Genomic DNA, 14,378 nt, shown 5'->3' with positions numbered 1-14,378 from the left:
TAGCCGAGCATAAGCAGATTTGCCGCTATGGCAAAGATAAGCAGCTTCTTTTTATGCGCCAGAGACCGCCCTTCTTCCTGAAGAGCCGCTCCCGCCGTAAAGTTGACCGCTATGCTTAGAAACAGAAGTGAAAGATAAGAGGGATCCCAAAAAGAGTAAAACACGACCGAGGAGCACAACAGCGAAACTCTAGCTGCGAGCACATTTCTTGTTTTTACAAGGTAAAAATATACGAATACCGTGGCGGGAAGAAACAGGAAGATATACTCGAAGGAAGCAAAAAGCATGCTGGATTTTATCCTTGGTTTAATCTAGGCGGTATTTTGAATGTCTCTTGGCGCTCAGTTCTACTTAAAGTAGCCACAAAATGCAAGAATTTAATTTTGGATAGGCTCAAAGCTCTTTCGCGACAAAAAGCACGAGTGAACGAACTCCCCAACCCAAATGCGCGCGCCCTCGATGTCGGCAAATCCATATTCGGGATAACCGGGGCAGTATTTCAGGGTCTTGAACAACGATTCGGAGTACGGATTGTCATCGGAGACCTTCGGGCGGCTGAAAGAAGGAGCCACGCCAAGCATTTGAAGAGTTGCCATGCGGTAGTCAGGATTTGCGTTTACAACGTGCCTCCCGGCTTCCCGATTAAGCCGCTTGGATAATACCTCCTTTCTCATTTTCATGGACGTAGTTTTTGCACAGATCCAACCCTCACTTCCTCCGTTTTGCCAATTCTATCAGCTTGGCGGTTTTGCCTTCGGCGAAATGCGGAATTTTCCGCGCCATCCGTGGATTCCCGTCAGAGCACCATTTTTTTGCTGATGACCACGAGGCCGGATTCGGTGACGTGGAACCGTTTGCGGTCGTCCGCCGGGTTGAATCCGATCTCGGTGCCGGGCGGGATTTCGACGTGCTTGTCGATGATGGCGCGCCGGATGCGGCTGTAGCGCCCCACATTCACCCCCTCCATCAGGATGCTCTCCTCCACGTTGCAGTAGGAATTGATGCGGACGGAGGGGGAGAGGATGCAGCGGTGTATCCGGCCGCCCGAGATCACGCATCCTTCCGAAACGAGCGAGTCGGTGGCGATGCCGATGCGCTGGTTGTCTTTGTCGGCGAAGACGAACTTCGCGGGCGGGTTGGTCGGGTTGAATGTGCGTATCGGCCAATGCCGGTTGTACAGGTTGAACGTGGGGACGACCTCCACCAGGTCCATAGAGGCGTCGAAATATTCGTCCAGCGTCCCCACATCGCGCCAGTAGCCTTTCTCTTTTTCCTCCGCGCCAAGAATGACGTTGGTGGAGAAGTCGTAGGCGAACACGCGGTTGGTTTTGTAGCGGCACGTGATGATGTCCTTGCCGAAATCGTGGCCCGTTTTCTGGGCCGCGTCCGCCTCCACCCATTCGATGAGCGCATCGCGGTTGAAGATGTAATTCCCCATCGAGCAGAGGGCCATATCGGGGCGGCCGGGCATCGGTTTCGGGTTTTTCGGTTTCTCCTCCCAGCCGATGATACGCCATTGGTCGTCCACTTCCACCACGCCGAACGACGAGGCGATTTTAAGCGGCTTTGGGATGGCGGCGATGGTCAACTCGGCCTTTTTTTCCACATGGTAGTCCAGCATTTGGCGCACGTCCATCTTGTAGATGTGGTCGCCGCCGAACACGCAGACGTAATCGGGGCCTTCGTCCTTCACCAGATTGAGGTTTTGGTAGATGGCGTCGGCGGTGCCGAGATACCAGTTTGTGCCGGTGCGCATTTGGGCCGGCACCGGATCGATATACAGCCCCAAGCGGGGGGCCAACTGCCAGCCGCGGGAGAGGTGGCGGTTGAGCGAATCGCTTTTGAACTGCGTCAGCAGTTTTATCTTGGTCAGGCCGGAGTTGAGGAAATTGCTCAAGACAAAGTCGATTATCCGGTAACGCCCCGCGAACGGCACCGCCGGCTTGGCGCGGTCGCGGGTGAGCGGCATCAGACGCTCCCCCTGGCCGCCGGCCAGAATCATCGTCATAACGTCCATTCAGCCCCCTCCTCATGGCATGTTGCGCAAATCTGTTTTATTCTACCAACTTCAAACGCTTTTCTCCATAAGCGTTCGGCAGAATAACAGGGGGTTTGGGCGGGGGTGGGGGAACCGTTTTCGGAGGGGGATACCTTATTTTGCCAGGCGGCGCACGTCCGGTTTCAGCCGTTTGAAGAGCGCGGGGCGGCGGTTCTTTATCCAGCGGATGAAATCGCGGTCCGTCCTGAAATGTTCCTTGACCGATTCGGTGAAATCGCCGCCGTGGCAGCCGTTGGCCGAAAACTGGCGGCAGACGGTGGGGCGGCGCCCGTAGATGCCGCAGCGGTTTTTTTCGTCCAGGTGCATGCATTTCTGGTGGAATACCACGCTCCAGTCGCCGTCAACGTCGAGGTACAGTTCGCTGGCCTGGTGGTAGATGTACCAGAGCAGGTCGTTTACCTCTTGCGGCGTGCGGGGGTTTTCCACCACGATGTTCAGATAGGCGCAGCAGGCGGCGGGACAGGTTTCGCAGGGATTTTGCATGGCTTTGGGCGTGCGCGGCATGCTATTTTTCCGCCGCCGCGCGGGTGGCGTCGGGAAGCCGGGCGAAAAGTTTCGGCCGGTGTTTTTTCAGATAGGTGAGCAGTTCCGCCTCGTTGGTGAAAACATGCTTCGCCACGTCATGGATGTCCTTGGCTTCGATGTGTCCGTGCTGGGTGCAATAATCCGGCTGGCGGCCTTCGAGCTTGCACCGGTTGTCCTTCGTAAGATGCACGCAACCGGAGGGAACCAGCAGGTACCATTCGCCGTCCTTGCCGATGTACACCTGCGCGTTGCCGTGATAGATGTACCAGAGGAAGGTGTCAATGCCGCCGCGCGTGGCGGGATAGTCCATCATTATGTTCACATAGCGGCACGAAAGATCGTTCGTCCGCGGATCCCCCCTCTTCGTCATGGGGGATTACTCTAGCATAAACGGCGCGGCGGGAGCGGGATTTTGGGGCAATGTTACGCGGCGGGGATTTCGATGGAGACGAGGAGGCCGTGGGGCCGCACATTCTTGGCGGTGATGGTTCCCTGGTGGTCGGCGATGATGCGGTTGACGATGGCGAGGCCGAGGCCGGTTCCCTTCTTCTTCGTGGAGAAATAGGGAAGGAATATTTTGTCGAGGTTGGCGGGATCGACGCCGGGGCCGTCGTCGCGCACTTCAATCAGTATCCGGTTGCCGCCGTTCACGCGGCGGGTTTTTATCTCGATGCCCCCCCCCGGCTCCACCGCGTTGACGGCGTTTTCCACCAGATTGCGGAAGACGCGGTGCATCTGTTCGCGGTCCAGCCGCACGTCGTGGATGGAGGGGTCGAAATCGGCGCGCAAGGCCACGTCCTGTTTCATGCCGTGGAACATCTGCACCACCTCTTCGATCAGCCGGTGCAGCGGATGCATTTCCGGCTTCGCCACCGGCAGCTGGCCGAAGCGCGAGAATGAATCGACCAGCCCGACCAGCACATCCACTTCGTGGATGATGACGCGGGTGGCGGCATCGAAGTTCCGGTCGAATGCCGCGCGGTCGGTCTCGTAATTGCGCCGCAGCCGCTCGGTGTTCAGCTTGATGGGGGTGAGCGGGTTTTTTATTTCGTGGGCGAGGTGCTGGGCGATGTCGCGCCAGGCTGCGGTCTTTTCGGCGTTGATGATGGCGGTGAGATCTTCGAACACCACCACCATCCCCATAAAAGTGTCATACTGGTCCTTCAGCGTGGAGATATGCACCAGCAGCGTGCGGATAACGCCGTCCACGTTGATCTGGGTTTCCTGCTTGATGCTCTCCTTGCGGCTTTTTCCCATCTCGCGCACGATGGAGCGGACCGGATCGAGCTGCGTGTGGGAAAAGATTTCCTCGTAATATTTCCCCCGCGGGTCGCCCGCGTCGAGGTGGAGGATGGCCGTTGCCGAAGGGTTGCAGGTGGTGACATGTCCGCGGTGATCGATGGATATCACGCCGGCGGCGATGGTGGAAAGTATCGTCTCGATGTGCCGCCGGCGGCGGTCAAGCTCCTGATTGACGTCGACCAATTCGCGGTGATTGGCATCAAGTTTTTGCCGGGAGGTATCGAGGTCTTCCGTCATCCGGTTGAACGACCGCACCAGGAAGCCGATCTCATCGCGCGATTTTTCCTCCACGCGCACCGAAAGATCCCCTTCGGCCACCTTCCGGGTGGCATCCACCAGCTTCTGGATCGGGGTGGTGATGTCGCGCGCGAGGTAATAGCCGAACCAGATGGCGCCGAAAATGACGACCAGCGTCACCACCCCCAGCGTGACCTCATACATCATCTTGATCGGCAGCTTTTGCGATTGTATCTGGCGGTATTCCTCCGTGGTGCGGGTGATGGTCTCAATTTTGTCGAGCAGCCAGGGATCTATCGGCTCGGTCAGGAGAACCGCCCCCTCCACCGCGCCATCGGCGGCCAGCACGGGCGCGAACGCCACCACGTAGGCGCCGCGGGATGTGCGGTGTTTTTCGGCGAAGGTTTCGCCTTTCGCCATTTTTTCCGCGTGGAACCCGGTTAAGGCGGGGGGAACATATTCATCGTCGCCGTTGGCGGCGTATTTCGCCCGCAGGGTGAAATTTCCGCCGTATACCGCTCCCCCGGCGGCGTTCAGCTCGCCGATCTTTTTCGGCAGCATATTGGACAGGTAGACGCGGTTGGCGTTCAGCAGCATCTGCTGTTTTTGCACCATTCCGGCCAGGTCCCGCGCCCCGGCTTCGGCACGCTTTTCATGCTGTGAATAATAGTCGTGCGCCACGTCCAGGCTGTCGCGCAGCGACCGTTCCACGGTGATGTTCGACCAGTTGTCGATGGAGTTGGTGATGAGGCCGCTGGCCACCACGAACAGGAGCACCGTGGGGATAAGCGTGAGGCCGAGGAATGCCAGTATCAGCTTGGTGCGGAAAGCCGCCTTCAGCGCTTTTTCCTGGCGCTCCATGAAGAGCTTCACCATGTTGCGCCCCACCAGCAGCGCCATCACCAGCAGCAGCAGGATGTTGAGATTCAGCAGGAAGAAGAGGTTCAGGTTGTTGATGCCGCCGATGCGCGGCCCATCGTACACCAGCTTGTACATGGTGAAGAGCAGCATGACCGAGAGCAGCGCCAGCACGGCGATCCGCAGCCGGCGCAAACCGGTGGCGCGCGCCTCGGCGGTAAGGTTATGCCCCATGTTGAGCAGCGTGCGCAGCGTGCTATCGTTTTTTTCGCTCATGGCAACGTTCCGGTGGCGGCGCGGCAATTATTAAAACTCATTAATGAGGTGTGCATCGTATTAAGAAATCGGATGTTGTGCGCCAGAATAGCAGGCAAAAAGCCGCACTTCAAGCAACCGTCACCGATGACCACCGGTGGCGGGTTGCCCCGGTCAGCCGGTTTGTGAGGTTCCGGTGGCGCCACCCGTGCCGGGAAAGCCGTTGGGGGCGGCGGCGCTGGTGGGGAGCTGGTTGAGCCGGTTGGACAGGGAGGTCAAGAACTGGCTGAACCCGCCGGTCTTTCCAAACGTCTGGTTGACCAGGCTTTGCGGCACCAGTCCGCCCGACGTATTGGCGAGGTTGCTGTAACTGTCCATGAAGCTTTTTTTCATGTCCGGGGTGAGGTTGGTCAGGTTCTTGTTCATGTAATTGTCCACCGGTGTGCCGGTGAGGTTGTACAGCGAACCCATCGCCGGATCGGCGTTGTAGGCGGAAAGCGTATCCACGAGGGAGTTTTGGAACCCTCCCATAAGGGTGGAAAGCTGGCTTTGTTTCACGGAGTTGCGGGAAAGCGTCACCAAATCCGAAGGGCTTAACTTAGTGGCGGCATTCGTTCCCGGCGCGGCGGTTTTATCCTCCGGCGCGGCGGCGGAAGCGGCTCCTGCATGTTGCTGCGTTCCTTGGGTGGATGGCGCGGCCAAGGGATTCGTCGGCGTGGCGGTCTTCTTGACGTCCATGACTACACTTCCTCTCATCTTTATATCGGCATCTTCTCTTTATAGTTTAGCCCGAATTGGAAAAAATATCATATCGGGTTTGTACGGACAGTATTGCTAACTCCCCTTGTGGCGTTCCAGCAGGGTGATATAATGGCCAAGTTATTTATGGCTGGTTTCCTTAGAGGAAGGGTGGCGGAATGGCGGTTGACGATCGTAAGTCGAGCTTTAAAAAGACGATTCAGGACGATACCAAGCGGGAGAAGCTTGCCGACCTTCTGCGCAAGGACGGCCGCGTCACCAGCCGCCAACTCAAAGAGGCGGAAGAGGTTCAGAAGAAAAAAGGGGGGTGGATCGGCCACATCCTGATAAAGCTCGGCTACATCTCCGAAGAAGCCATCATCGCCTTCGTGAACCGCAGCCTGCAAATACCCGCCGTGGACCTGACCAAGGAAAACCCCACGGAAGAGGCGATCAAGCTGATCGACCTCGCCACCGCCAAGGGACACATGGTGATACCGATGGAAGTCGTGGAAGGTGCCCTTGTCTGCGGGATGGTCGATCCGACAAATTTTAACGCCATCGAGGAGATCAGCAGCAAGACCAAGCTGCCGGTGCGCGGCAAGATCGTGCGGCTGCTGCAGTTGGCCGACGCGTACAAAAAACACTACGGCATGTCCGACGAGGACTACAAGGCATTTCTGCCCACCGAAGAGGCGATAAAAGAAGAAGATAAAAAATCGTCCAAGCCGGCGGCCGCTGAAACCTACGACATGGGCGACATTATCTCCAGCGTCGAAGACGAACTGGAAATCGCCAAGGAAGAGGAAGAGGAGGGGGGACCCGTCACGGTCGACGCGGCGCTCATCCGGCTGGTGAACGGCATCCTGATCAAGGCGGTGCAAGGCGGCATTTCCGACATTCACATCGAGCCGTATGAGAAGCGCTACCGCGTCCGCTACCGCAAGGACGGCGCGCTTTTCGAGGACCTGGTGCTGCCGCTGCAAATGAAGAACGCGCTGGTGAGCCGCATCAAGATCATGTCCAACCTCAACATCGCCGAAAAACGCGTGCCGCAGGACGGCCGCATCAAGATAAAAGTCCCCGGCCGCGACAAGCCGCTCGACTTCCGCGTAAGCATACTTCCCACGCTGTTCGGCGAATCGGTGGTTATGCGTATCCTTGACCAGACCAAGCTGCAGACCGACCTGACAAAGCTCGGCTTCTCGCAATGGGCCATGGATGTATTCCAAAAAGGGCTGGAGTCTCCGCAGGGGCTCGTTCTTGTCACCGGCCCCACGGGGTCGGGTAAAACGAACACCCTCTATTCCGCCGTGGTGTCGCTGAACACCGAAGACGTGAAGATACTCACCGCGGAAGACCCGGTCGAATTCAACTTCGACGGGATCAACCAGGTGCTGGTGCGCAACGAGGTGGGTCTCACCTTCGCGGCGGCGCTGAAATCGTTCCTGCGGCAAGACCCCGAGATCATCCTCATCGGCGAAATCCGCGATCTCGAAACGGCCGAGATCGCCGTCAAGGCCAGCATCACCGGCCACTTGGTGTTCAGCACGCTGCACACCAACGATTGTCCCAGCACCGTCTCCCGCCTCATCGATATCGGCATCCAGCCGTACCTGGTGTCCACCGCGCTGGTGCTCATTCTCGCCCAGCGCCTGCTCCGCCGCCTCTGCACCAAGTGCAAGGAGGAAGTTACCGATATCCCGCATCAGGCGTTGCTGGAAGCCGGATTCACCAAGGAGGAGTTGCCGAACGCGAAGATATACCGCGGCGCCGGATGTCCGGCATGCACCCGCGGTTACAAGGGGCGCGTCGGCAACTTCGAATTGATGGAGTGCTCCGAGGTGCTCAAAGTGGCCATCACCGCGCGCGTGCCCGAAGACCAACTCCGCAAAATCGCCATAAAGGACGGCATGTTGACGCTGCGCCGCGACGGGCTGAACAAGGTTCTCGAAGGGGTCACCACCCTTGAGGAAGTCATCGCCAACACCGTGTTGCAGAAAGAAGCGCTCCCCGCCTACCTGTTGAACCCGGACGAACTGATTTTCGAAGACGGCGACCTGATCATCCGCGAAGGGAACACCGACAAGAATTTCTACCAGCTGTTGCAAGGCTCCCTGGCCATCACAAAAGGCGGAAAGATGGTCGGCGAAATTTCGCAGCCCGGTGAATATTTCGGGGAGATGTCCGCCCTGATGAACCAGCCCCGCACAGCCACCGTCCGCTCCAAGGGAAAGAGCGTCGTGAAAGTATTCCCCGGCGACAAGCTGCGCGAGACCCTCGACAACTATCCGGACATCGCTTTTACCATCATCAAATCGCTTATGATACGAATCAACGAGGCCGACAAGCGCCTTGCCCGCATTGAAAAACCGGCCTGATACCTTTCGTGTGGGGATGCACCGCATGAAGCCGTTGCACGCTTTGGGAATTGTGTTTATTGCCGCCGCGCCCGAACCTTTTCCTTCCCCCGTGCGTCTAATATGGCGGACAAATTGAGGATACAACAACAATGATGAAACTGACCCGCATTCCACACACCGCATTGGTTGCCGTCACGCTGGCCCTTTTTCCGCTTGGCGCGGGGGCGGGTGATACGGGCGCCGAAGGGGCTGGACAGCCGCTGGCGTTGCGTCAAAGCATCGAACAGGCGCTGGCGAACAACCTCGATATCAGCGTGCAAAAGGCGAAACCGCTGGCCAGCGAACAGGATTATTTTGCGACCGAGGCCGAATTCGACCCATCCCTCTTCGGTTCGGTTTCCTACGCCCGCACAGAGAGCCCCAGCGCCTCGCCGTATGCCAACCCGGCGGTGGGCGAGACCAAGGCAACGGCGGCGGCGTTGGGGGTGCAGCAGAAATTTTCTTTTGGCACCAGCTATAAGTTGACTCTCGATACCACGCAAGCGGACACCAACTCGCTCGTTACCAGCCTCAATCCGTCCTACGCCAGCAATCTGGATTTGGCGCTCACCCAGCCGCTGCTCAAAAATTTCGGCACCGGCCCGAACACCTACCGTCTCGTCATAGCCAAAAACGCCAAGGGCGTGTCGGACGCCGATTTTGCCGCCAAGGTGATGGATGTGGTGACCAAGACCGAACAGACCTATTGGGATTTGGTGGCCGCACGGCACGATTTGGCGGTGCAGGAAGAGGCGTTGCGCTGGGCGAAGGACTTCAAGCGGCAGATGGAACTCAAGGTGCAGGTGGGCGTTATGGCGCCGATAGAAGTGGCGGCGGCGGACGCGCAGGTGGCGGTGCAGGAAGAGGCGCTCATAAAAACCCGCCTCGCCATCAAAAACACGCAGGATAATCTCAAGGCGCTGATGAACGGCAACGACCTGCCGTTGGGCGGTGATGACGACATCAGCCCCACCGACGAGCCAGTCTACCGGGAGAGTCCCGTTAACCTGCAACACCTGCGCGAGACCGCCTATGACAAGCGGCCCGATTACCATCAGGCGCTGCTGGCGCTCGACAGCAAGCAGACCGAGCGGGCCTACAATGAAAACCAGACGCTCCCCACGCTCAATCTTGTCGCGGATGTGAAGCTTCACGGCCTGCGCGGCGAGCCGCAGACGGTCACCGTCGGGGGACAGTCCATCACGAGCAGCCTGGGGGGAACCCAGTCCGATTCGTTGAGCGACGCCGGGGGGGGGAAATACTACGACTACTCGGTGGGCGTGCAATTTGAATATCCCCTTTTTAACCGCGCGGCGAAAAGCCGCGCCGTGAAAAGCCAAGTGGAGGCGGATGCCGCCCGCATGGCGCTGGCCGGCCTCCGCCAGACGATAGACCTGCAAGTGATGGCCGCCGCCCGGAGCCTGGAGGCGGCCCGCCAAACCATCGAAGCAACCCGCCTTTCCCGCGTATTGGCCGAGAAAAAACTGGCGGCCGAAACGCGCAAGTTCGAGGTGGGAACTTCCACCTCCTTCACCGTGCTGCAATACCAAAAAGACCTCGCCGCCGCGAAAAGCAACGAAATGAGGGCGGCGACCGACTATCAAAAGGCGGTGGCGCAGCTTGACCGGGCGACCGGCACGATTCTGGAAAGGAACAACATAACGCTGACGATGCAGGGGCAGTGAACGGCTTCGGCGTACTGATCTACGAAAAAAGCCTGCACCGGGCGGCGGCGCTCCGCGCCATCGCCGAAGAAGCGGGCTTTGCCTGCCGCGCCGCCTTTTACCGCGCCGAGGCCGAAGCGGCCGCCGCCACCGGCGGCTTCGCCATTCTCGCCGCCGGGTTCGATACCTTTCCGCTCCCCCCCGCGCTGGAGGGAATGCGTATCGCCGTTTCCGCCCCCGCCGGGGAGGTTGAAAAAGTAGATGCCCTTTTCCGGCAGTACGGCCTTGCGGGGCCGGTGCTCACCTATCCGTACGACCCGGCCGCGACCACGGCGGCGCTCCGGCGGCTGGCGGATTCGGCCGGCACAACGGCATATCCCGCCGCGGCGGCATTTGACATCCCCTCCATCATCGGCGGTTCCAAGTCGGTGCGCGATATGAAACAGCTCATCCTGAAGGCGGCCAACGCCCCCAGCACGGTTCTGATACTGGGGGAGACCGGCACCGGCAAGGAACTGGCCGCCCGCGCCCTGCACGAATCGGGCGCCCGCACGCAGGGCCCCTTTGTGGCGGTCAACTGCGCCGCCATCCCTGAAACGCTCATCGAAAGCGAGCTGTTCGGCCATGAAAAAGGATCCTTCACCGGCGCACACCAGCGCAAGGCCGGCAAGTTCGAGGCGGCGCACAAGGGAACGATTTTTTTGGACGAGATCGGCGAACTTGCCCCCGCCATGCAGGTGAAACTGCTGCGGGTGCTCGAAAGCGGCACGTTCAACCGCGTGGGGGGGAACGCCCCTGTGACGGTTGACGCGCGGGTGGTCTGCGCCACCAACCGCGACGTATTCGAAATGGCCCGCATCGGCGCTTTCCGCCGCGATCTCCTCTACCGCATCAACGTGATTGCCGTCACGCTGCCGCCGCTGCGCGAACGGCCCGAAGACATCCCCGCGCTTGCCGCGCATTTTTTGGGGAAGTACGCGGCGGCGGCCGGAAAAAAAATCGGCCGGTTCTCGCCGCAAGCCGAAGCGGCGCTCATGGCGCATTACTGGCCGGGGAACATCCGGCAGCTTGAAAACGCAGTGGAGCGCGCGGTGCTCCACTGCGCCGGCGGCGTTATCGAAACCGTCGCGCTCGACCCCGATACGCGCGCCGCGGCTTCCATGTCCGGCGCCCCGGTCGTGGAGGAACTGCTCGGCCTTGATTATGCCGCCATGAAGGAGCGGGTGCTGGATCACTACGAGATGGAATACGTCGCCGGCCTGCTGCGGCGGAACGGCGGCTCGATCCAAAAGGTGTGCGAAATAAGCGGCATGGACCGGAAAACGCTCTACCGCAAAATGAAACAGTACGGGTTGGACAAAAAGGATTTCAAGTAGGATGTCCCGGCTTTTCATTCCCGCCGTGCATCTGCCGCACGGCCGCGAGGTGTTCAAACCGCTGCCGTACCGGGCCTCGCAGTTCCGCCGCGTGCTGAAGGCGTATGCCGAGCGGGCATTGCTGCAATGCGCGCCGGAGGACGCCATCGTCCTCGCCGCCGCGCCGGAGACGGACTACCTCCGTTTCCTGATGGATAACGGGATGGGGACGGAGCGGATCATCCTCTGCCCCGGCGCCGGCGGCAACCTCGCCGCCGATCTTCTTGGGAAGGATTTCCCTGGACGGATTGACGGCCGCGGCATCCCCAACTTCTATATCCACCTTGAAGAGGAATGGGAGATCGCAAAGACGCTGGGGGCGCGGGAGCGGGTGATGCATCCCGCCCTCACCCGGATGTTCAACACCGCCTATTTTTTGCTGCGGCTGGAAGAGGACATGGCGATTGCCGCGCCGCCGCGGGCGCAGGTGCGATCCTCCCGGTTCGCCGAGCCGGTGCGGGAACTGCTCAAGGAGCACGGCAAACTCTTCGTGCGCGGCAACGAAAGCTGCGGCGGCACGCAGACCTTCACCGTGGAAAATGAAGAAGAGATAGCCCCGATAGTCCGCATCATCGGCCGCAACCGGGAGATCACCCGTTACTTCGCCTCTCCATTTCTTGCCATTGATGAAAGCTGGAATGTGCAGTACGCCATCGGGCCGGACGGCGTTTCCGCGCTGTTCGGCGCGAGCCGCCAGATCATGGCAGGAACCGCCCACAAGGGGAACGAAGGGGGGGCGGAAATCCCCCCGGCTGTGGCGCGGCTGGCGGAAACAACGGTGCGGCGGCTTGCATCGATGGGAGCGCGGGGGATGATAGGCATCGATTTCATCAGCGCCGGGGGCGCAACCTATATAGCCGAAATAAACGCGCGGGAAAACACCAGCACGCCGGTTATCGCCGCCGCGCAAAGGGCGGGGGCGCGGCATTGGCGCTCGTTCAAGATACCGGTTGCGCGCGGCTTCACGTTCGCCGCATTCGCCGCCCTCTGCGGAAAAGAAAACCTGCTCACCGCGGCGGCGGGGCGCGGCCTGCTCCCCTTTCATTTTGCCGCGTCATCCCTCACCGGGTGGTTGGATGTGGCGGCGTATGGCGAAAGCCTGGAAGAGGTGGCGGCGCTGGAATCGCGCGTGCGGCCCACGGAGTAACCGCGTTGCCCGGCAGGCGCCCATTTAAGGAGCCGCGGAACTTTTCTTCAATCCGCGGCGGAAGTGGCCTGTAGGCCATCATGGGTACATCGTGCCGAAGGCATGATTTCCCTCTCGGCGCTCCGCGCCGATGTACACAATAAATTGTGTACCCACCATAAAAGATCAGTGGCTGAAGGGGTCTTGCTGGTCGTAGATCATAAAATAGTCGAGCGGGCGGCAGTCGGCCGCGCCGGCTTTCGGCATCAGGAACTGTTCGGCCACTTTCAGCCACTGCACGTCCGGCTGCAGTTCGCGCAGCTTGCCATCCGCCGGGGGCGTGGAGTGCTCGTTGCGCTCGTAGACCACATGAAACACCGCCACGCCGTAATCCTCGGTTTCGTGGATGAGGTAGTTCTTCCTGAAGTCTTTTATCCCCAGATTTTTCTCGATGAGATGGATATGCTCGCGCGACACCTTGATGAGGCAGAACTTGCTGATGCCGCCTTCGTACAGCTTGCTCAGCGTGCGCGCTTCCGAACTGCTGACGTACAGGGTGACGATGCCGTCCATCTGGTTCAACAGTTGGTATGCCACGGTGCTGGCGGTGCGCCGCCCGGAGACGGTGTGGTGGAACGAGTAATATTCAAAGAGTTTTTCCACCATCTCCTCGGCGTGGCGTTCCCCCTTTTCGTACAGGTCTTTCGAGATGTAGCGGAGCTGTTTGCCCAGCGCTTCGGCCGCGAAATCTATAAGCCAGTCGATACGCACATGGAAGTGCGACAAAAGATAGCGCACCCGCTTGCGGCTGGCGGCGTCCTGCTGGATAAGCAGCGCGTAATCCACCGGCAGCAGGCTTTTGAGCAGATCGTAGAATTTCCCGTGCTCGTAATACTTTTGGATCTTCAGCAGGTCCGGCGCCACGCGCGGGGCGCTTAAGACCATTTCGGGCAGGTTTTCCTTCACCACCTTGTTGCTGTCGAAGTAGCGGATGTATTTTTTGAGGTCCGCCGGCATGGCGGTTTCGGTGAACAGGACGATGAATCCGTTGTTCAGTTCGCTTTCCTGTTCCGTTACTTTGGAACGGGGCTTGAGCTGGCGCTTTTCCACGAACTTGTATTCCACCTTCGCGTCGAGGTGGTTTTGATAGCTGTCGATAAGGCTGTACTGGATAAGCGCATAGTCCAACTCGTTGCGCAGGGTCTTATAGAGGGAGCGGCGCAGCTTTTCGTTTCTGCTCAATCCGTATTCGGTGTGGTTCATCGCGCCCTTTGCTCCAATGGTTTGACGGCCCGCGCGGCCGCATTAACTGGCTAAAAAATAACAGATTATTAAGCCGCGCTCAATACCCCCCAGGAAAAGGGATATGCCCGCCACCCGTCTTTTTAACCAAATTGTCATTGCCGTCATTTAACGCCCATCTCCGCATCGGGCAAAGAAGCGTTCAGGTGAATAAAGTTTTATATACACAATAGTAGCAGGCGTGTGCTGTTTATTTATGCTACTTGATTCTCCCGCACACTTCTGCCAGTATCACGAGGGTGCAGACTGAAAGCATTGATATTCAAGTACTTAAGCGATTACTTGAATGCGGGGGCAGTGAGGAGAGGTTAATAAAGTCGGCATGAAGGTCATGTCGGGAACACCAACACGGCAAGGAAAGGGATTGCTTCATGAAGTTTAAATTTGTTCCAACGGGAAAGAAATTGTTGGCGCGTCCGTTTGTGACGGCGTTTTTGACCGTTTCATTCCTCATGCAGTATCCCGGTGGCGCGCTGGCGGAGCCGGAGACGGTCG

Annotated in this window: 11 protein-coding genes; 4 read left to right on the top strand and 7 right to left on the bottom strand. The window is 59.1% G+C overall.

Annotation, left to right across the window (positions count from 1 at the left end; genetic code table 11):
* Positions 1–377: 377 nt before the first annotated feature.
* The 6 genes from HZA03_04965 to HZA03_04940 all read right to left on the bottom strand — a co-directional run bounded on the left by HZA03_04965 (position 378) and on the right by HZA03_04940 (position 5,974).
* Positions 378–680, bottom strand: coding sequence for a hypothetical protein (locus tag HZA03_04965; protein MBI5637304.1), 303 nt, complete (start codon positions 678–680; stop codon positions 378–380).
* A 116-nt stretch (positions 681–796) separates the two neighbouring features.
* On the bottom strand, positions 797–2,002 hold the full coding sequence (gene glgC, locus HZA03_04960; protein ID MBI5637303.1) for a glucose-1-phosphate adenylyltransferase: 1,206 nt from the start codon (positions 2,000–2,002) through the stop codon (positions 797–799).
* Between the two features lie 150 nt (positions 2,003–2,152).
* Positions 2,153–2,563, bottom strand: a complete 411-nt coding sequence (locus HZA03_04955; protein ID MBI5637302.1) for a YkgJ family cysteine cluster protein — start codon at positions 2,561–2,563, stop codon at positions 2,153–2,155.
* Between the two features lies 1 nt (position 2,564).
* Positions 2,565–2,954 (bottom strand): hypothetical protein, encoded by a 390-nt coding sequence (locus HZA03_04950; GenBank protein MBI5637301.1) that lies wholly within the window; start codon positions 2,952–2,954, stop codon positions 2,565–2,567.
* Between the two features lie 53 nt (positions 2,955–3,007).
* A complete protein-coding gene (locus tag HZA03_04945; GenBank protein MBI5637300.1) occupies positions 3,008–5,257 on the bottom strand; it encodes a HAMP domain-containing protein in 2,250 nt (749 codons plus the stop codon).
* 153 nt (positions 5,258–5,410) lie between these two features.
* Positions 5,411–5,974 carry a hypothetical protein gene (locus HZA03_04940; GenBank protein ID MBI5637299.1) on the bottom strand — a complete coding sequence of 188 codons (564 nt, stop codon included), beginning with the start codon at positions 5,972–5,974 and terminating at the stop codon, positions 5,411–5,413.
* 179 nt (positions 5,975–6,153) lie between these two features.
* Between HZA03_04940 and pilB the strand changes: the two genes are divergently transcribed.
* The 4 genes from pilB (at position 6,154) to HZA03_04920 (ending at position 12,602) form a co-directional block, all read left to right on the top strand.
* Positions 6,154–8,355 (top strand): type IV-A pilus assembly ATPase PilB, encoded by a 2,202-nt coding sequence (gene pilB, locus HZA03_04935; GenBank protein ID MBI5637298.1) that lies wholly within the window; start codon positions 6,154–6,156, stop codon positions 8,353–8,355.
* 131 nt (positions 8,356–8,486) lie between these two features.
* The gene (locus HZA03_04930; protein MBI5637297.1) at positions 8,487–10,061 is read left to right on the top strand and encodes a TolC family protein; all 1,575 of its coding nucleotides are present in this window, start codon (positions 8,487–8,489) and stop codon (positions 10,059–10,061) included.
* Positions 10,058–11,416 carry a sigma-54-dependent Fis family transcriptional regulator gene (locus HZA03_04925; protein ID MBI5637296.1) on the top strand — a complete coding sequence of 453 codons (1,359 nt, stop codon included), beginning with the start codon at positions 10,058–10,060 and terminating at the stop codon, positions 11,414–11,416. The genes HZA03_04930 and HZA03_04925 overlap by 4 nt, the downstream gene beginning before the upstream one ends.
* Before the next feature lies 1 nt (position 11,417).
* Positions 11,418–12,602 carry an ATP-grasp domain-containing protein gene (locus tag HZA03_04920; protein ID MBI5637295.1) on the top strand — a complete coding sequence of 395 codons (1,185 nt, stop codon included), beginning with the start codon at positions 11,418–11,420 and terminating at the stop codon, positions 12,600–12,602.
* A 165-nt stretch (positions 12,603–12,767) separates the two neighbouring features.
* On the opposite strand, the gene HZA03_04915 is transcribed toward HZA03_04920, so the two are convergent.
* On the bottom strand, positions 12,768–13,844 hold the full coding sequence (locus HZA03_04915; protein ID MBI5637294.1) for a hypothetical protein: 1,077 nt from the start codon (positions 13,842–13,844) through the stop codon (positions 12,768–12,770).
* Positions 13,845–14,378: the final 534 nt, after the last annotated feature.

Source organism: Nitrospinota bacterium, from assembly GCA_016217735.1.
Lineage (GTDB): Bacteria > Nitrospinota_A > UBA7883 > JACRGQ01 > JACRGQ01 > JACRGQ01.
Note: the sequence above shows the minus strand (reverse complement) of the source record. Positions and strands in the feature narration are given on the sequence as shown.